The sequence below is a fragment of the Tsukamurella sp. II2bb genome (genome assembly GCF_057815145.1).
The window spans coordinates 36,276-53,748 of the sequence record NZ_JBYPZI010000007.1 but is presented as its reverse complement, the minus strand read 5'-3'; the positions used below and the strand labels follow the sequence as shown (position 1 = coordinate 53,748).

Sequence of the window (17,473 nt, the reverse complement as noted above, 5' to 3'; positions counted from 1 at the left end):
ATCTGTGACAGCGCTGCGCTCATCCCTCCGCGATCGCGGCCAGCGGGGGCGTGCGGGCGGCGCGGATGGCGGGGAGGATCGCCGCGCCCACCCCGACGAAGGCCGAGGCCACGAGCATCACGACGACGGTGGACCAGGGCACCACGACGGAGCCGAGGCCCTCGTCGCGCAGCGCGTGCACCAGCGAGACGCCCAGCAGGACACCGAGAACCAGGCCGAGGGCCGCGCCGAAGACCGCGATGAGCATCGACTCCAGGTAGATCGAGCGCCGCACCTGCGCGCGGACCAGGCCGATCGCGCGGAGCATGCCGATCTCCCGCCGCCGCTCGACGACCGAGAGGGCGAGGGTGTTGACGATGCCGAGGATCGCGATCACCACCGCGAGGCCGAGCAGGCCGTAGAGCACGCCCATCAGAGCGGTGATCGCCTGCCCCGCCTGGTCCTTGAGGTCCTGCTGATCGTCGACGTTCACCACCAGCAGCGGCTTCACCGCCTCCCGCAGTCGCGCCTTGAGGTCGCTCACCGACGTCCCGTCGGCGGCGCTCAGGAACACCGACTGCGGCGTCACGAGCGGCGCGGTGGCACCGCCCGCGGGCGGATACAGCGTGTTCATGTCGGTAGCGGTGATCACCGGACCGGACAGTGCGCCGCCCTTCATCGAGTAGATGCCCGTGACCGTGAGCGTGGTCCTCGCTGCCCCGACCGCCGAGGTCGGGTCGATGACGGTGCCGACGTCCCAGCCGCGCTCGCGGGCGGTGCGGTCGTCGACGAGCAGCCCGCCGGGCTTCAGCGCCAGCTCGCCGGACGTGCGGGTGAGGTTGAACGCGGCGGTGAGGTCACCGTCGACCGCGAGTGCCGCGAGCCGATCGCCCCCGATCCGCACCGGCACGCCGTAGAGGATCGTCTTCGAGCCGATGCCCGGCACGTCCTTGATCGCGGTGAGCGCGGCGGCCGGCATGCCCAGCGACGGGGCCTGGAGCATCAGGTCGGAGCGGACGCCCTGGTCGACCTGCGCGTCGACGGACTTCTGCATGGAAGCGCCGAGCGTGCCGATCACGCCGACCAACGCGACGCCGATGACCAGCGCGAAGGCGGTCGCGGTGGTGCGCTGCGGGTTCCGCATCACGTTGGTGCGGCCCAGCCGGCCGGCCGGACCGAAGGGGGCCGCGAGGACGCGGCCGATGCCGCCGAGGAGCGGGGCCACCAGGGCGGGGCCGCCGATCACGATCGCCAGGATCAGCCCGAAGCCGGCGATGCCGACCTCGATCGCGGCGACCGAGCCCACCTCGGTGGTGGCGACGAAGAGCAGTGCCAGCGAGCACAGCAGCAGCGCCGCGCCGATCGCGCCGCGCACCAGCACCGACTGCGCCGACCCGCCGTCCTGCGCCCGCATGGCCGCGACCGGCGGGACCCGCGACGCCCGCACGGCGGGGATCAGCGCCGAGAGCACCGTGACGACGGTGCCGACGACCATGACGGTGACCACCACGGACGGACCGACGGCCAGGCCACCGTCGGGGAAGCCCGCGCCCGCGGCCGTGACCCCGGCCCGCAGCAGGACGGCGAGGCCGATGCCGACGGCCAGCCCCAGGGCGCTGCCGACGACGCCGACGACGAGCGCCTCGAGGACGACGGAGTTGCGCACCTGATTCCGCGCCGCACCGATCGCACGGAGCAGAGCGAGCTCGGACAGCCGCTGCGCGACGAGCATCGAGAAGGTGTTGTAGATGATGAAGACGCCGACGAGCAGGCCGATCAGGCCGAAGGCGACGAGGAAGTAGTTGAGGAAGCTCAGCCCCTGGTTGATCGTGTCCTCGAACTGCTGCCGCACCTGCGCGCCGGTCTGCACCTCGAGGTCGGGGAACCGCTGGGCGAGCGCGGCGCGCAACTGCTCGGGCGAGGTGCCGGCCGCGGCGCCGACCTCGATGTACGGGGCCGTCGCGCCGTCGCTGAAGAGCTTGCGCGCCTCGTCCTCGGCGAACAGCGCACCCACGTAGCCGCCGGAGTCGGTCGAGATCGTGTACGTGCCGACGACGGTGACCTCGGTCGGGCTGGGCGAGTGCGGCGCGACGACCGTCGTCTTCGAGCCCACCGGCAGTTTCAGGCGCTCGGCGGCGGAGTCGTTGAGCACCATCTCGTTCGGGGCCGACGGTGCCCTCCCCGCCGTGATCGTCAGACCGTCGGGATCGAGGTTGCGCCCCGGCGGCAGGTAGGCGCCGCCGACCTGCGGGGCACCGGTGGGCGAGACGACGTCGCCGTTGCCGTCGCGCAGGGCGATGGACCCGGTGATCGCGGGAACCACGACGCGCACACCCGGCACCGTCTTCACCTGGTCGGCGACGGAGAGCGGCACGCCCGGCCCCGCCGGGCCGAATCCGCCCTGTCCCTGTGCGTTCTCGGGCGAGATCCGCGCGTCGACGCCGACGGCGATCCGGTCGGAGATCCCGTCGAAGGCCTTAGACAGCGTCCCGGTGAAGACCATCGAACCGGCGATGAACGACGTGCCGAGCAGCACGGAGAGCACCGTCAACACGAGGCGCCCCTTGTGCGCCAAGAGGTTCCGCAGCGCCACCCGGCGCATCGGATTCGCCATCAGCGGGCCACGAGCTCGTCGAGATGGATCATCTTCTCCAGCACCCGCTCCGCCGTCGGGCGCCGCATCTCGTCCACGATCCGCCCGTCCGCGAGGAAGACCACCCGGTCGGCGTACGACGCGGCCCGCGGGTCGTGCGTGACGATCACGACGGTCTGCCGGAAGTCGTCGACCGCGGCGCGCAGGATGGACAGCACCTCGGCGCCCGATCGCGAGTCGAGGTTGCCGGTGGGCTCATCGCCGAAGATGATCTCCGGCCGTCCGACCAGGGCGCGGGCGCAGGCGACGCGCTGCTGCTGCCCGCCGGAGAGCTCGGTGGGGCGGTGGTCGAGCCGGTCCCGCAGCCCCAGCCGGTCGATCACCGCGTTCAGCCACTGCTCGTCGGGTTTGCGGCCGGCGATGTCGAGCGGCAGGGTGATGTTCTCGATCGCGGTGAGCGTGGGCACCAGGTTGAAGCTCTGGAAGACGAAGCCGATCCGGTCGCGCCGCAGCTGCGTGATCTGCTTGTCGTTCAACGAGGTCAGTTCCGTGCCGCCGATCTGCACCGAGCCGCCCGACGCTGCGTCGAGGCCGGCGAGGCAGTGCATCAGGGTCGACTTGCCGGAGCCCGACGGTCCCATGATCGCGGTGAACTCGCCGGCCCGGAAGTCGACCGTGACGCCCGCGAGCGCGTGCACGGCGCTCTCCCCCTCGCCGTAGACCTTGGTCACCGCGACCGCGCGTGCGGCCACCGTTCCGGTCGGGTGCGGCGGCGCGGGAGCGAACGGTGTCTGTGCCATGTCAACGACAATGCCAGAATCTCTCCACCTGCGACATCAGGGTCATCCCCGAGCCCGAAACGGACACCAGGGGTGTGGGTCGCGGCGCGTCCGTCATGATGGACCGATGCGCCTCGAACCCCGGATCCTCACGCAGTTGCAGGGCGTGCTCGACCTGCGCGACGGAAAGTTCTTCGGCAGTTGCTTCGGGCATCGCGTTCCCGACGACCTGCTGGCCGCCGTCACCGTGCACGGCGCGGCGACCAACCGCGCCACCGCGGGCTTCGCGTCACCGTCGCGCGCGCAGGCCGCGATGCCCGTCGAGCTGGAGCACTGGGACGCCGTCCCGCCGGCGGACGGCGAGTGGGACACGGTGCTGCGCACGCAGCTCTGCGTGGACACCTCCGGCTCGGTCGAGTGGTTCTCGCCCGGCCCCGACGGCCCCGGCGAGGTCCTCGAGTTCCCCATGGCACGGGGCTTCTACGAGGTCGAGGCGGCGGCGCGGCACGCCGGCGAGGGCGACGACGTCTGGCGGCTGCGGTTCTGGTCGTCCACCGAGTACGGCCCCGATCTCGCCGAGATCCGCGAGATCGCCCTCCTCGCGCGCTGACCGGCGCTACGGTGGCGGGCGAGGATCGGGGGATCCTCGTCCGTTCCGGGGGGATCCATGACCACTTCCGCGTTGCAGGCCCTGCAGGCCTTCCGCGCCGGCGTCGCCGCGCTCGGCATCGGTATCGGTGAGTTCGACGCGGCGCCGCGGGACACCGCACTCGCCCGCCGCGCCTTCGCTGCGGCCACGGCCGCCGACCCCGCCATGGCCGACGCCTGGCTGGGCCGGGCCGCGGCCGGGGAGAACACCGCGGAGGTGCTCGCCGCGCTGCACCGCACCGCCGACGGGATCGGCGCCGCCGCCCGCCGAACGGGCCTGCCGCCGGGCGCGCTGAGCGGCGTCTTCGCCACCGGGCTGTACGTCGACCATCCGCTGCGGGACGCCGCCACGGCGCACGTCGCCTACGCCGCCCGGCTGCTGGCCGACGGTGCTCCGGAGGAGGCCGAGCGCGTCCTCGACGCCGCGCCGCGCTGCCCCGTCGAGCGGTACCAGCGCGCCGTCACCGCCGCCCGGACCCGACGGTGGCAGGACGCCCTGACCGCCCTCGACGGGCACGCGGACTGGGACGATGCCGTGCTCTCCGCCGCGGCGGCCTGCATCGCCGGGTCCGCGGCGGCGCAGCTCGGCCGGTTCGCCGAGGCCGCGCGGCTGCTCGCCGTGGCCGCCGAGGGCCCGGTGCCCGGTGCGGCCGCCGCGGCCCGGTACTGCCACGCCCTGGTCCTGCGCGAGCAGGGCGAGGAGGACCGCGCCCGGGAACTGCTGGAGCGGGCGGCACCGTCGTACCCGCCCGCGGAGGCGGCCTTGCGCGACCCGTCCCACCGCCTCGTGCTGGACGCGCCTGCCGCGACCGGCCCGGGCACCGAGCCGGGCCCGGCGGGCGACGACCTGCTCGCGGACGCCGCCGCCGAACTGGACCGGCAAGTCGGGCTGCGCGCGGTGAAGGAGCAGGTCACCCGCCTGCGGACCACCATGCAGCTGGCGAAGGTGCGCGCCGACCGCGGGCTGAGCAGCGGCAGCCGCTCGCTGCACCTCGCCTTCACCGGCCCGCCCGGCACGGGCAAGACGACGGTGGCGCGGATCGTCGCCCGGATGTACCGCGGGCTGGGGCTGCTGGCGACCGACACCGTGGTCGAGTGCTCCCGCCGCGACCTGGTGGGCCAGTACCTGGGCGCCACTGCGCAGAAGACCAGTGCCGTGATCGACTCCGCCCTGGACGGCGTGTTGTTCATCGACGAGGCGTACACGCTGGTGCAGGAGGGCCTGACCGGCGGCGACGCTTTCGGGCAGGAGGCGATCGACACGCTGCTGGCCCGGATGGAGAACGACCGCGGCCGGCTGGTGGTGATCGTCGCCGGCTACGACGCCGAGATCGACCGCTTCCTCGGCGCGAACGAGGGCCTGGCCTCGCGATTCGCCCGCCGCATCCGGTTCCCCGGCTACAGCCCGGGCGAGCTCGCCGAGATCGGCGCCGCGATGGCGCGGTCGCGGGACGCGGTGCTCACCGGCGAGGCCGCGGAGGTGCTGGAGAGCTGCTGCGCCGGGATCGTCGACAGGCTGGACCGCCTGGGCAACGGGCGGTTCGTACGGAACGTCATCGAGGCGGCCGAGGAGGAGCGCGAACTGCGGCTCACCGAGTCGGGCCTGGACCTCGCCGGCGTCGACGAGGCCGTGCTCATGCGGATCGAGGCGGCCGACATGGTGCGGGCGCTCGACGGCGTGCTCGGCGCCTCGGTGTAGCCGCTAGGTCGTCTCCGCGACGTTCGCCGCGTACGCGCTGCTGCTGGACGGGCCGGTGCCGGTCATCATGACCTCGTCGGCCAGGCGGTCGGCGGCCTCGAGGTCGATGCCGGTCTCCCGCTGGCTGTGGGCGAGGAAGATCTCCGCGCCGAGCGAGGGCTCACCGTGCGCGAAGACCATGCACTCGACAACGATCAAGTCGGTGTCCGCCTTCACGGTGTGCGAGGCCAGCCGCACGCCGAGGCTGAGCACGTCGCCGATGTGCAAGGGGCGCAGGTACCGGAAGGTCTGGCCGGCGTGCAGGATGGCCGAGAGGTTGCAATTCGGGATCGCCTTCCCCACCACGGCGGACGCGGCATGCAGCATGGGGGCGCCGAGCAGCGTGGCCGGCACGGCGACGTCGTCCGGAAGAACGCGGCTCGCGGCGTAGGGGACGTCCCAGCTGCGCGTCGCGCGAGCGAAGGACCGCACCGATTCGGCGCCGATCTCGTAGGCGTTGTCGAACCAGACATCCCAATCATCGGCGACTGCCACGGTGTTCTCCTCGAATGACGACAGCCCCGGAAATCGAGGTCACGTAAGGATAACGGGTGCTCACGCATGATCCCAACACGGACAGATCCGACGCGTCACACCTTCCACCCCGCGGTGACACGGCGCACGGCGCGCACTAGCGTCGAATCCATGTGGAGGACGAACTCGCTGCGCGTCGCCGTCGTCGGCGCCGGCATCGGGGGCCTGGCGGTGGCCTCCGGGCTGCAGCGCGCCGGCGCCGAAGTGATCGTCTTGGAACAGGCCGCGCGGTTCCTGCCCCGCGGCTCCGGACTCTCGCTGTTCGCCAACGGTTTCGCCGCCCTCCGCTCGCTCGACCTGGAGGAGCGGGTGCGCGGGATCGTCGCCGACGGTGCGCCGTCCGTCCCCTACGGCGTCCGCCGCTCGGACGGGACCCGCCTCGCGACCCTGGCGCCGGCCACCGTCGCCGAGTTGCGCGTGGTGGACCGGACGGAGCTGCACCGGGCGTTGCTGCAGGGCCTGGCGCCCGACACCGTCCGGCCGGGGATCCGGGTCGAGGGCGTCAGCCGCGAGACGCTGGACCTGGGCCCGAGCGGACTCCTCGAGGACTGGCACGTGGTGATCGGCGCCGACGGCATCCGCAGCCGCGTCCGCGGCAGTCACGCCGGGGACCCGGGCGCGGCGTACTGCGGTTACGGCGCGTGGCGGGGCATCACGGACGAGCCCGTCGCCGTACCCGACGGTGGCGAGACGCTGGGTCGGGGCGAGCGCTTCGGCTACTGCACGCTGCGCGACGGCCGCGTGTACTGGTTCGCGGTCCGTCCCGGCCCCGACGACCTCCCCGAACCCGGGGAACTCCTGGAGCGCTACGGCGAGTGGCACGCGCCGATCCCGGCGCTCATCGCCGCCACCGAGCCTGCGCACATCGACTACCAGCCGGTGGAGCGGCTCGCACATCCGCTGCGCACCTACGCCCGCGGCCAGGCGTCACTGATCGGTGACGCCGCCCACGCCATGCCGCCCACCTTCGGGCAGGGCGCGAACCTGGCGCTGGAGGACGCCGCGGTGCTGGTCTCCCTCCTCCGGCCCCTGACCCGCGACCCCGACCCCCGGGACATCCCGGCGAAGCTCGCCGCCTACGACAAGGTCCGGCGGCCGCGGACCCAGGCCATCGCCCGGCAGGCGCACCTGCTCGGCTCCGCTCTCCAGTGGCCCACGCCCGCCGTCGTCACCGCTCGCGACCTCGCGATGCGCCTCGCACCGAACCTGGTGACCGACAGGGTCTTCCGCCGCGTGCAGCGCTGGTCTCCGCCCGACTGACCTGCTTCTGTGCCGTGCGTGCGCCGTGCCGGTGCCCGAGGCACGGGCACGGCGCAGGGCACCGGTTACAGCAGTGGGACCGCGTCGAGGATCGAACCGACGAGACCATGACCGGAGGATCCACTCGATCCGGCGCCCACGGACGCACCCGGCGAGCCGGGCACCGCTACACCGGCGCCACCCCCGGCACCAGCAGAACCCGCTCCGGACCCGCCCGACGCGGCGCCGCCGGCGGTTCCGGCCCCGGCGCTGCCGGTGCCGATGTCGTAGCCGCTGCCGCTGGTACCCGCTCCGGCGCTACCGGCTCCGCCGCTGCCGCCCGCCGAGCCCGTCCCCGCGAGAGACGCAGCGCCGCCCCGGTCCGATCCCGACGACGTCGCCGCCCCACCCGTGGCCGCGCTGCTCGCACTGCTCGAACCGCCCGAACCGGCGCCGCCCGAACCGGCGCCGCCCGAACCGGCGCCGCCCGGGCCCGCGCCGCGCGCGCCCGCCGCACCCGCGCCGGCACCGTTCGTATCGCCACCGGCCGCTTGGGCGCCCGGGGCCGAGGGCGAGCCGCCCGCCCCCGGGCCCGTCGCGCCGCCGCCGTTCGTACCGCCACCCGTTGCCCGGGCGCCGGGGCCGGTGGGCGAGGCGCTCGAACCGGAGGGCGAGGCGTTCGGCCCCGGACCGGTGGCCCGCGCTCCCGGGCTCGTGCCGTTCCCGCCGCCGCTCGTGCCGGTGCCGTTCGTTCCGGCGCCACTGCCGGTGGTCGCACCCGGACCGCTCGGCCGGGCGTCCGGCGCGGCCGCGGCCTGGGGGCCGGTGCCGGCTCCGCGCCCGCCGGCCGCAGCGTTGCCGCCACTACCGTTTCCGGAGGTGCTCCCCGCGCTCTGCGCGCCGTTTCCACCCGCGCTCTGCGCACCGTTTCCACCCGCACCCTGGGCACCGGCGCCGCCCACACGCGCGCCGCCGCCTGCGTTGCCTGTCGTCGCACCGCCTCCCTGGCCGCCGACTCCCTGCGCGCCTACCCCCTGGCCGCTGGGCGCTCCGGGCACCGCCGCCGGGCCGGACGGCTTCGCCGGTCCCGATCGGCCCCCGGCCGCCGCGGGCGCCCCTGGCCCCGCGGGTTTCCCGGGTCCGGCGGCGGTCCCCGATCCTGCGGCCGTCCCCGGTTCGCCGGGTTGCACAGGGGCGGGCGGCTGCGCCGGATCTCCGCCGGCCTGCGCGATGCCCGTCCCCAGCCAGATCGAGCTCACCGCGACCGCCGCAGCGGCCGACACTGTCATCCGCGTCGCGGATACCGTCGTCCGGCTCCTCCTGCGGTGCCGCCCCTGATAGCTGGACATGATCTCTCCCGTTCTGCCATTCGCGCTCGAGCATTTCCACTGGCGGCCTATCGGCATTCCGAGAACACGACCGATCACCCCGCATCGCAGTGACGTGCACGCGACGCGCGGTTGAGAAGCCTTGATGAGAAACAGGATTCGGAGATGTTTTCTTCGACTACCGATTCGACCCACCTCTGAGCAAACACGACCGAGCCCGGCGATTCCAGGAAACACGGGTAACGAAAACAACACGATGTGACCGCTACAACAACGCGCGTACCGCATCTTTCCGAAGCGTCTTGTCCAGTGTGAAGGCGACGATGCTTCGCGGAAGTAATTTTTCGGATCACACCGGGCAAGGTCGCGTCTCACGGCGCCGCAGCCCGCGTGCGCGCCGGTTGCCACCGCCAATCCATCGTCAATCGACGGGTCCCGGGCTTTGCCATCACCGTATCCGCCACCGTTGCGAGACACCGTTACTCACGCTGTCGCGGTGTCCGCCCGCATCGCGCCGCTGCCCCCGCCCGCATCCCGGCCCGCATCGCGGCCCGCATCGCGGCCGGGGCCGGACAGCACTGCGCCCCCGCCGGAATCCGGCGGGGGCGCAGAGAAGGCGTCAGACGATCAGCCCAGGCGCTGCTTGAGCGCCTCCAGCTCGTCCTGCAGGCCGGTGGGCAGCTTGTCGCCCACGAACGCGAACCACTCCTCGATCGAGGGCAATTCGCCGCGCCACTCCTCGACGTTCACGGCCAGTGCCTCGGCGACGTCCTCCACCGGGGTGTCCAGGCCGGTCAGGTCCAGCTCCTCCGGCGTGGCGACGATGCCGACCGGCGTCTCCTTGCCGGCGGCCTTGCCCTCGATGCGATCGACGATCCACTTGAGCACGCGGCTGTTCTCGCCGAATCCGGGCCACAGGAAGCGCTTGTCCTCACCGCGGCGGAACCAGTTGACGTAGAAGACCGCCGGCAGCTTGGACTCGTCGGCCTGCTTGCCGATGTTCAGCCAGTGGTCGAAGTAGTCGCCCACGTGGTAACCGAGGAAGGGCAGCATCGCCATCGGGTCGCGGCGGACGGTGCCCACCTTGCCCTCGGCGGCCGCGGTCTGCTCGGAGCCGACCGTGGCGCCCATGAAGACGCCGTGCTTCCAATCGCGCGCCTGGGTGACCAGGGGCACCGTCGTCTTGCGGCGGCCGCCGAACAGGATGGCCGAGATCGGCACGCCCTGCGGGTCGTCCCACTCGGGCGCGATCGACGGGCACTGCGACATCGGGGTGGTGTAGCGCGAGTTCGGGTGCGCGGCCACGGTGACGAGGCCGTCCTCGTTCTCGGCGGCGGAGGACTCCCAGTCGTTGCCGCGCCAGTCGGTGAGGTGCTGCGGCGCGGCCGACATGCCCTCCCACCAGACGTCGCCACCGTCGGTCTTGGCGACGTTGGTGAAGATGGTGTTGCCGGCCTCGATGGTCTTCATGGCGTTCGGGTTCGACTCCATCGACGTGCCGGGAGCGACACCGAAGAAGCCGAACTCGGGGTTCACCGCGTACAGGCGGCCGTCCTTGCCGAAGCGCATCCAGGCGATGTCGTCGCCCACGGTCTCGGCGCGCCAGCCCGGCAGCGTGGGCTGGATCATCGCGAGGTTGGTCTTACCGCAGGCCGACGGGAACGCGGCGGCGATGTAGTAGACCTTGTCCTCCGGCGAGATCAGCTTGAGGATCAGCATGTGCTCGGCGAGCCAGCCCTCGTCGTGCGCCATGGCGGAGGCGATGCGCAGCGCGTAACACTTCTTGCCCAGCAGCGCGTTGCCGCCGTAACCCGATCCGTAGGACCAGATCTCGCGGGTCTCCGGGAAGTGGGTGATGTACTTGGTCTCGCTGCAGGGCCACGGCACGTCGGCCTCGCCCGGCGCGAGCGGCTTGCCCACGGAGTGGATCGCCTTGACGAAGAAGCCCTCGTCACCCAGCTTGTCCAGGACCGCGGTGCCCATGCGGGTCATGATCTTCATCGAGACCACCACGTACGGGCTGTCGGTGATCTCCACGCCCAGCTTCGGGTCCTCGGCACCCAGCGGCCCCATGCAGAAGGGCACCACGTACATGGTGCGGCCCTGCATGCAGCCGCGGTACAGGTCGGTCATCGTCGCGCGCATCTCGGCGGGCCGGACCCAGTTGTTCGTGGGGCCGGCGCCCTCCTTGGTCTCCGAGCAGATGTAGGTGCGCGACTCGACGCGCGCCACGTCCGCCGGGTCCGAGAGCGCGAGGAAGGAATTGGGCTTCTTGTCCTCGTTCAGCTTGGTGAAGGTGCCCGCGGCGACCATCTCGGACGTCAGTCGGTCCCACTCCTCGTCGGACCCGTCAGCCCAGACCACTCGGTCGGGCTGGGTGAGCTCGGCTACTTCGCGCACCCACTCGATGAGCTGTGCGTGCTTCGTGGGGACCGAATCCCCCTCGAGACCGGGAATGGTGGCTGACGTCATCTATGTCATCTCCGAAAGTCGCGCGGAAGAACCTTTGAACCAGTGTCACACATCGGGCAAGGTCACAGAACCGAGGGTGACGTGCGACATCTCACATCACACGTGCACCGATTCACGTGCGCCCGCCTGCGTCCCCCTGCACTCGCCTGCGTCCTCCTGTGCCGGGCGGAGCCGGTGCCGATCACGCCACATCACCCCGGTCCAGGAGCCGCCACCGTCCGTCGGCGAACCGCCACGTCTCGAACGTGCCGTCCGCGCGGATCCGGTGGTAGACGTCCGCCACACCGTCGGCGTCGAGATCGGTGAAGACGGCGGTGCCCTGCCCGTCGCTCACCGTCCCGGTGTCCAGCACGCCGTCGCCGTCGGTGTCGAGCGCGTGCACGTCGAACCAGCCGCCCTCGGCGTGCACCCAGAGGCCACCGGGCGAGGGCGCGGCGGCGGGCACCGCACCGTCGAACAGCTCTGAGCCGAAGGCCGCCGAATCCGGCGACCCGAACAGCCCGAATTCAGGGTCCATACTCATTGGACGCACCAGCCTCCCGATCGGTTCCCGGTCCCCGCGCGAGCCGGAGCGCGGCGTCCGCCTCGGCGGCCACGAGCGCCGCGGCCAACTCGGCCTCGACGCGCTGCCGGAAGCTCGCGGTGGCGGCGTCCGCCCAGCTCCGGTGGTCGGCGCGGGCGGTGCTGCGACGGCGCACCCGGAGCAACCAGAGCGCGGCCGCGAGGCCCACGGCGAGGCTGATCGGCAGCGCGAGCCAGCGCAGCGCGCCCAGCGCCTCCAGCGGCGCGGCCACGGCGCGCCCGATACCGAGCCCCGCGGAGGCGCCCAGGACCAGCACCGCGAGGTCCTCCGGCCGCCGGCGCTGTGCGGGCTCCTCCTGCGGAGTGGGGCGGGGCAGCGCGGGCGCCGCCGGCTCGGGCGGGTCGGGCCACCCCGCGAAGGTCCCGCGGTAGGCGGCCCGCAGGTGCTCGGCCGCCGCCTGCTCCAACCCGACGACGACCTCGGTCAGCCGATCGTGGACATCGCCCGTCGGCTCGTCCTCGGGCCGCCGGAAGCCCTCCGCGGACGCGGCGAGCAGCCCGGCCCGCATCCGCGCGACGGCCGAGCGCAGGTAGGCGGAGCGGTCCGCCCGCTCGAGCGCGGGCTTCGGCGGAGCGGGCGACGCCGGGCGGGCGGGTCGCGGCGGCGCGGGATGCTCGAGCGCAGCGCGGAGCGCGGCGAAGCCCCCACCCGAGTCGGGCTGCACGCTGAGCACCTCGGCGTCGAGGCGGCGTGCGGATTCCGCGAGCGTCGCCGCGGCGTCCGGGTAGACGTCGGCCCCGGTGCCGGCGACGACGCTCGGCAGGCCGGCGCGGAGCCGGCCCAGGGCGACGCCGTCCACGGTGTCGGCGGGGACGCAGGCGTCGAGCACGTAGACGAGGACGTCGTGGCCGTCGACGGGAGCGCCCCGGGGCTCGCCGAGCGGGGCGAGCGCACCGTCGGGCCCGACGACCGCGGCGTCGGCGCCCAAGCGCGCCGCGACGGCCACCGCGCCCGCCGGGTCCTGCCCGGCGACCAGCACCGTCATGACGCGCGCCCCAGCCGGTCGAGCAGGACCTGCTCGGCCTCATCGCGACGCGCGCAGTCCGCCGCCGCGACGGTGCGGAGCGCACCGTCGAACTCGGCCTCCCGGCGGGCCTCGAAGCCGTCCAAGGCCGCCGCGAGCGGAGGGAGCAGGGCGTCGACACCGCTCAGCTCCCGCAGGCTGCTGAGCAGCGCGTCGTCGGGCATCGACGGTGTCTCGCGGAGCGCGCCGAGCGCGCAGGCCAGGCCGTAGCAGCCGAACCGGCGCAACAGCGGCGTGTCCTCGCCGAGCGCCTCCGCGGCGTCGAGCGCCGACGCCGGCAGCGCGAGTGAGGACTCAGCGAGCCGCCGGATCGCGGGCAGATCGGCGGCGTCCACACCGTCGAGCAGTGCCATCACGGCGATCACGGGCCGGCCGAGCACCTCGCCGAGCCGGGCGGCGTAGTCGTCGGCGGCACGCCAGGAGCCCGCGGCATCCGCCTTGGTCCAGGCCACCACCGCAGGGGCCGGGCCCGCATCCAGCGTCGCGATCGCGGCCCGGTCGGTGCCGCGCAGCCCGCCGGCGAAGCAGTACAGCAGCGCGTCGGCACCGTCGTCGGCCTCGGTCGTGGCGACCGAGCGGGACCGCAGCGCCGCGGCGAGCACCGTCTTGCCGACCCCCTCGCGCCCGAGCACCCGCACGCGCGGCACACCGCCGCGCACGGACAGATCCCCCATGTGAGCCCCCGCTCCGTCACCAGTGCCCCCGCACCGGCTCCCTATCGCGAGGGTACGAGCGTCTCGCCGTCGTCGGTGGGCGATTGCGCCGATTCGTGCCGCCCGCCGGTGACGAGGAGCGCGATCACCGCGCCGGCGACACAGATCCCCGCGGTCACCAGGAAGACCTCGCCGAACATCAGCGCGTAGGCCTCCTGGGTCTGTTTGAAGACGGCGATCGCGGTCTTCGCCAGGTCGCCCTGCGGCGCGATCGCGGGCATCGACGCGACGATGTCATTGAGCCGGTAGAAGCCGAAGGTGGTGAGCGCGGCGACGCCGATCAGCATGCCGCTCATGCGCGCGACCACGAGCAGGGCCGACGCGATGCCGGCCTGAGAGAGGGGCACCGCGTGCAGCGCGGCGGAGGACAGCGGCCCGATCACCAGGCCCAGGCCGAAACCGGCGATGACGAGCGAGGTGTCGAGCGCGGGGAGGAAGCCCAGGTAGTGGGCCGAGAGCACGTCGGTGGGCCAGGTCGCGATCAACAGGTAACCGCCCGCGGCGACGAGCAGCCCGGCCACGGAGACGATCCGGTCGCCGATGCGGGTCGCGAGGGCGCCGCCGAGGATCGCCCCGACGGGCAGCGCCACGAGGAATCGGACCAGGGTCAGTACGGCGGCGACCCCGTCGCGCTGCAAGACCATCCGGGCGTAGATCTCGATGTCGACCAGCGTCACCATCAGCGCCGCCCCCGCGCACACGGACGCCGCACTGGCGGCGAGGAAGGGCCGCACGCGCATCCCCGCGGTGGCGATGAGCTTGGTGCGCGCGAGCTTCTCCCACACGCCGAACAGCACGAAGGCCACCGCGGCGCCGAGCAGGAGCGCGGCGCCGTTCGGCGGCAGGATGTGCTCGCCGTCGGGCTCGGGGTTGTACAGGCCGACCACCGAGAGCCCCAGGGCGACCGCGAGGAGCAGCCCGCCGACGACGTCGACCTTCTGCGCGGTGACAGCCCGCTTCGGCACGGTGAGCTGCAGCAGCACCATCGCGATCAGGGCGAGCGGCACGTTGATCCAGAAGACGACGCGCCAGGCGTCGTCGCGCGGCACCGAGGCGACGTGGTTGTGCACGAGGGTCACCACCCCCACGCCCACGACGGGGCCGAGGACGCTGCCCAGCTCCTGGGCCGCGCCGACCCAGCCGAGGACCGCGGCCCGTCGGCGCGCGGACCAGAGGTCGGCCGCCAGGGCGAGCGTCACGGGCAGCAGCGCGCCGCTCGCGACGCCCTGGACCACGCGGCCCGCGAGAACCTCGGGGACGGTGTGTGCGAGAGCCGTCAGGACGGACCCGACGATGAACAGCGCCAGGCTGGCCTGCAGCACCAGACGCCGGCCGAACCGGTCGGAGAGGCGACCGAGCAGCGGCATCGCCGCGATGTAGCCGAGGAGGTACCAGGTGATGATCGGCGTCGCGAGCTGGATCCGGTTGATCGGGATCTCGACGCTGCGCATGATGTCCTCGAGGACCGAGACCACCACATAGGTGTCGAGCGCACCGAGCAGCACCGCGAGGCCCGCGGCGCCGATGGCGACGCCCCGGCCCCGCACCTCGCTCGGCGCCTCGGGCGTCATGGTCAGCGTCACTTCGCTGTCTTCGGATCCAGCAGCGCGACCTTCTTGCCCCAGTCCGACAGGGTGACGGTGAGGGTGCCCGCATCGAAGCCGACGTGCGCGCGCACGAGGTTGTTCGGCGCGGCCTCCTGCACCCAGAAGGTGAGGGGGCGGTCGCCGAGCGAGGCCTTGGGCACGATGCCCGCCAGCGCGGAGCCCGGGATGACGCCCGAGACGCGGATCGCCTCGGTCCCGCCGATCTGCTCGCGCCCCTCGACCTTGGGATCGCGCACCGACGAGATGAGGTTGGCGAGGCCCTTCTCCGGGTCGAGGATGGCGGAGGCGTCGTAGACGTCCGCGGCGAGGCCCATGTCCTGGTAGGACTGACCGGAGCCGAACTGCGCCCACAGGTGCGCGTCGACGACCACGAACTTGGCCTTGACCTGGGTGCCGTTGAAGGTGACCTCGGCATCGCCCTGGCCCGAGACCTTCGGCTGGTTGGTGAGGTAGGCGGAGACGCTCTTGACGGGCAGGTTGGGCACGGTGCCGTCGACGGCGAGGTCCAGCTGCACGTCGTGCAGGTCCCGTGCGGCCTTCGACGAGGCGTCGATCAGGGTCTTGGCGTCCGGCAGCGGGGCGTCGTTCTGCTTGGCTCCGTCGCTCGTCGAGCAGGCGGTCAGCAGGCCGGCGACGGCGAGCAGTGCCACCACCGCGGAGGCGAGGCGGAGCGCCGTGGGGCGGATGTTGGGCGCGATCATGCGGCCAATGCTAGGTCACGATGGTGAAGCTGGGACGATGGAGAGCGTGCCCCAGTCCCAGGACCCCCGCGCCGAGCACCGTCGGCTGTACCCCCGCGTCACCAGCTTCCGATCCCGCCGCGCCGCCCTCACCCCCGCGCAACAGCTCGCAATGGACACGGGTTGGGAGACCCTCGGCCGGGACATCCCCCCTGCCCGGCCCCTCGCGACGGACCCCGCCGACGGCCCGGCGTCGTCGCCCACCTCTCCCCCGCCCGACGGTGCCTTCCCGGCACCGTCGCACCCCCTGGACGCGGAGGCCTGGTTCGGGCGTAAGGCCCCGCTGATCGTGGAGATCGGGTCCGGGACGGGCACGTCGACGTGGGCGATGGCGCAGGCCGAGCCGGAGAACGACGTGGTGGCCGTGGAGGTCTACCTGCCCGGCATCGCGCAGCTGGTGGGCGCGGTGCAGCGCGCGGGCCTGACCAACGTGCGGGTCGTCCGGGGCGACGGTGTCGCGATGCTGGAGGACATGATCGAACCGGGCTCGCTCACCGGCGTCCGCGTCTACTTCCCGGACCCGTGGCCGAAGGCCCGGCACCACAAGCGCCGGCTGCTCCAGCAGCGCATGTTCTCGCTGATCGCGGACCGTCTGCGCGTCGGAGGGATTCTGCACGTGGCGACGGATCATGCAGACTATGCAGAGGCCATTGCGGAGACCGCACCCTTGGAGCCGCTGCTGCGGCCCGTGGTGCTGCCGCCGCGACTCGCCGATGCCGGGCTGCCGATCTCCGTCGACCGCCCGGTGACCAAGTTCCAGGACAAGGCCGCGCAGGTGGGCCGCGAGATCCACGAGTTCGTCTGGGAGCGCGTGGAGGAAGGAGAGGTGCGATGACCGGATTCGACGCACCCGCCGACCCGCAGCCCGACGTGGCCAAACGCGTCCTGCTGGTCTGGGACGCGCCCAATCTCGACATGGGGCTGGGCTCGATCCTCGGCGGCCGGCCGACGGCCGCGCACCGCCCGCGCTTCGACGCGCTGGGCCGCTGGCTGCTCGAGTACACCGCCTCGCTGGAATCGGACACGGACACCCGCCTCGAGCCCGAGGCCACCGTCTTCACCAACATCGCGCCCGGAACGGCCGACGTGGTCCGCCCGTGGGTCGAGGCGCTGCGGAACGTGGGCTACGCGGTCTTCGCCAAGCCGAAGATCGACGAGGACAGCGACGTCGACGACGACATGCTCGACCACATCGACGTCCGGCGGTACTCGCCGGGCCTCGGCGGGCTGCTCGTCGCCTCCGCGGACGGCCAGGCCTTCCGCGAGCCGCTGGAGGAGATCGCGGCGAGCGGGGTACCGGTATCCGTACTGGGGTTTCGCGAGCACGCCGCGTGGGCGCTCGCGTCCCCTACTCTGGAGTTCGTCGATCTCGAAGACATCGCCGGGGTGTTCCGCGAGCCGCTGCCACGTGTCAGCCTGGATTCGCTGCCCGACGAGGGTGCGTGGCTGCAGCCGTTCCGTCCCCTGTCCTCGCTACTTTCGAGCCGGGCCTAGCC

General features: G+C 73.0%; 15 protein-coding genes. 5 read left to right on the top strand and 10 right to left on the bottom strand.

Annotated elements, in window-relative coordinates; all coding sequences use genetic code 11:
- Positions 1–19 precede the first annotated feature (19 nt).
- A complete protein-coding gene (locus tag AC21LY_RS16240; RefSeq protein WP_489047592.1) occupies positions 20–2,593 on the bottom strand; it encodes an ABC transporter permease in 2,574 nt (857 codons plus the stop codon).
- Positions 2,593–3,372 carry an ABC transporter ATP-binding protein gene (locus tag AC21LY_RS16235; RefSeq protein ID WP_489047591.1) on the bottom strand — a complete coding sequence of 260 codons (780 nt, stop codon included), beginning with the start codon at positions 3,370–3,372 and terminating at the stop codon, positions 2,593–2,595. Before AC21LY_RS16235 ends, AC21LY_RS16240 begins: the two co-directional genes overlap by 1 nt.
- A gap of 106 nt (positions 3,373–3,478) precedes the next feature.
- Here AC21LY_RS16235 and AC21LY_RS16230 point away from each other — a divergent pair, with 106 nt between their 5' ends.
- Together AC21LY_RS16230 and eccA are read left to right on the top strand one after the other, a co-directional pair.
- Positions 3,479–3,961, top strand: a complete 483-nt coding sequence (locus AC21LY_RS16230) for a hypothetical protein (protein WP_489047590.1) — start codon at positions 3,479–3,481, stop codon at positions 3,959–3,961.
- A gap of 57 nt (positions 3,962–4,018) precedes the next feature.
- On the top strand, positions 4,019–5,698 hold the full coding sequence (gene eccA, locus AC21LY_RS16225) for a type VII secretion AAA-ATPase EccA (RefSeq protein WP_489047589.1): 1,680 nt from the start codon (positions 4,019–4,021) through the stop codon (positions 5,696–5,698).
- 3 nt (positions 5,699–5,701) lie between these two features.
- Here eccA and AC21LY_RS16220 read toward each other — a convergent pair whose 3' ends face one another.
- Complete coding sequence (locus AC21LY_RS16220) at positions 5,702–6,232, bottom strand: FAS1-like dehydratase domain-containing protein (protein ID WP_489047588.1); 531 nt, start codon at positions 6,230–6,232, stop codon at positions 5,702–5,704.
- A 150-nt stretch (positions 6,233–6,382) separates the two neighbouring features.
- Between AC21LY_RS16220 and AC21LY_RS16215 the strand changes: the two genes are divergently transcribed.
- Positions 6,383–7,531 carry an FAD-dependent monooxygenase gene (locus tag AC21LY_RS16215; RefSeq protein ID WP_489047587.1) on the top strand — a complete coding sequence of 383 codons (1,149 nt, stop codon included), beginning with the start codon at positions 6,383–6,385 and terminating at the stop codon, positions 7,529–7,531.
- Positions 7,532–7,596: 65 nt separating this feature from the next.
- Here AC21LY_RS16215 and AC21LY_RS16210 read toward each other — a convergent pair whose 3' ends face one another.
- From AC21LY_RS16210 to AC21LY_RS16180, 7 genes are all read right to left on the bottom strand, one after another.
- Positions 7,597–8,472: a hypothetical protein gene (locus AC21LY_RS16210; protein WP_489047586.1), complete on the bottom strand. Its 876-nt coding sequence runs from the start codon at positions 8,470–8,472 to the stop codon at positions 7,597–7,599.
- Between the two features lie 993 nt (positions 8,473–9,465).
- Positions 9,466–11,310: a phosphoenolpyruvate carboxykinase (GTP) gene (locus AC21LY_RS16205; RefSeq protein WP_489047585.1), complete on the bottom strand. Its 1,845-nt coding sequence runs from the start codon at positions 11,308–11,310 to the stop codon at positions 9,466–9,468.
- Positions 11,311–11,491: 181 nt separating this feature from the next.
- Positions 11,492–11,827, bottom strand: a complete 336-nt coding sequence (locus AC21LY_RS16200) for a DUF6802 family protein (protein ID WP_489047584.1) — start codon at positions 11,825–11,827, stop codon at positions 11,492–11,494.
- The gene (locus AC21LY_RS16195; RefSeq protein ID WP_489047583.1) at positions 11,817–12,878 is read right to left on the bottom strand and encodes a hypothetical protein; all 1,062 of its coding nucleotides are present in this window, start codon (positions 12,876–12,878) and stop codon (positions 11,817–11,819) included. Before AC21LY_RS16195 ends, AC21LY_RS16200 begins: the two co-directional genes overlap by 11 nt.
- Positions 12,875–13,591 carry a hypothetical protein gene (locus AC21LY_RS16190; protein WP_489047582.1) on the bottom strand — a complete coding sequence of 239 codons (717 nt, stop codon included), beginning with the start codon at positions 13,589–13,591 and terminating at the stop codon, positions 12,875–12,877. Before AC21LY_RS16190 ends, AC21LY_RS16195 begins: the two co-directional genes overlap by 4 nt.
- A gap of 41 nt (positions 13,592–13,632) precedes the next feature.
- Positions 13,633–15,201: an MFS transporter gene (locus tag AC21LY_RS16185; RefSeq protein WP_489047798.1), complete on the bottom strand. Its 1,569-nt coding sequence runs from the start codon at positions 15,199–15,201 to the stop codon at positions 13,633–13,635.
- Between the two features lie 8 nt (positions 15,202–15,209).
- Positions 15,210–15,938, bottom strand: coding sequence for an LppX_LprAFG lipoprotein (locus tag AC21LY_RS16180; RefSeq protein ID WP_489047581.1), 729 nt, complete (start codon positions 15,936–15,938; stop codon positions 15,210–15,212).
- 37 nt (positions 15,939–15,975) lie between these two features.
- Here AC21LY_RS16180 and trmB point away from each other — a divergent pair, with 37 nt between their 5' ends.
- Together trmB and AC21LY_RS16170 are read left to right on the top strand one after the other, a co-directional pair.
- Positions 15,976–16,812 (top strand): tRNA (guanosine(46)-N7)-methyltransferase TrmB, encoded by an 837-nt coding sequence (gene trmB, locus AC21LY_RS16175; protein ID WP_489047580.1) that lies wholly within the window; start codon positions 15,976–15,978, stop codon positions 16,810–16,812.
- Complete coding sequence (locus tag AC21LY_RS16170) at positions 16,809–17,471, top strand: NYN domain-containing protein (protein ID WP_489047579.1); 663 nt, start codon at positions 16,809–16,811, stop codon at positions 17,469–17,471. Before trmB ends, AC21LY_RS16170 begins: the two co-directional genes overlap by 4 nt.
- The last annotated feature ends 2 nt before the right edge of the window (positions 17,472–17,473 follow it).

Excerpts from the sequence above, each read along its gene's own strand:
- AC21LY_RS16230 (WP_489047590.1), top strand. The coding sequence starts at position 3,479 with ATGCGCCTCGAACCCCGGATCCTCACGCAGTTGCAGGGCGTGCTCGAC.
- AC21LY_RS16195 (WP_489047583.1), bottom strand. The coding sequence starts at position 12,878 with ATGACGGTGCTGGTCGCCGGGCAGGACCCGGCGGGCGCGGTGGCCGTC.
- AC21LY_RS16215 (WP_489047587.1), top strand. The coding sequence starts at position 6,383 with ATGTGGAGGACGAACTCGCTGCGCGTCGCCGTCGTCGGCGCCGGCATC.
- AC21LY_RS16200 (WP_489047584.1), bottom strand. The coding sequence starts at position 11,827 with ATGGACCCTGAATTCGGGCTGTTCGGGTCGCCGGATTCGGCGGCCTTC.
- AC21LY_RS16235 (WP_489047591.1), bottom strand. The coding sequence starts at position 3,372 with ATGGCACAGACACCGTTCGCTCCCGCGCCGCCGCACCCGACCGGAACG.
- AC21LY_RS16240 (WP_489047592.1), bottom strand. The coding sequence starts at position 2,593 with ATGGCGAATCCGATGCGCCGGGTGGCGCTGCGGAACCTCTTGGCGCAC.
- AC21LY_RS16185 (WP_489047798.1), bottom strand. The coding sequence starts at position 15,201 with ATGACGCCCGAGGCGCCGAGCGAGGTGCGGGGCCGGGGCGTCGCCATC.
- eccA (WP_489047589.1), top strand. The coding sequence starts at position 4,019 with ATGACCACTTCCGCGTTGCAGGCCCTGCAGGCCTTCCGCGCCGGCGTC.
- AC21LY_RS16205 (WP_489047585.1), bottom strand. The coding sequence starts at position 11,310 with ATGACGTCAGCCACCATTCCCGGTCTCGAGGGGGATTCGGTCCCCACG.
- AC21LY_RS16190 (WP_489047582.1), bottom strand. The coding sequence starts at position 13,591 with ATGGGGGATCTGTCCGTGCGCGGCGGTGTGCCGCGCGTGCGGGTGCTC.
- trmB (WP_489047580.1), top strand. The coding sequence starts at position 15,976 with ATGGAGAGCGTGCCCCAGTCCCAGGACCCCCGCGCCGAGCACCGTCGG.
- AC21LY_RS16180 (WP_489047581.1), bottom strand. The coding sequence starts at position 15,938 with ATGATCGCGCCCAACATCCGCCCCACGGCGCTCCGCCTCGCCTCCGCG.
- AC21LY_RS16170 (WP_489047579.1), top strand. The coding sequence starts at position 16,809 with ATGACCGGATTCGACGCACCCGCCGACCCGCAGCCCGACGTGGCCAAA.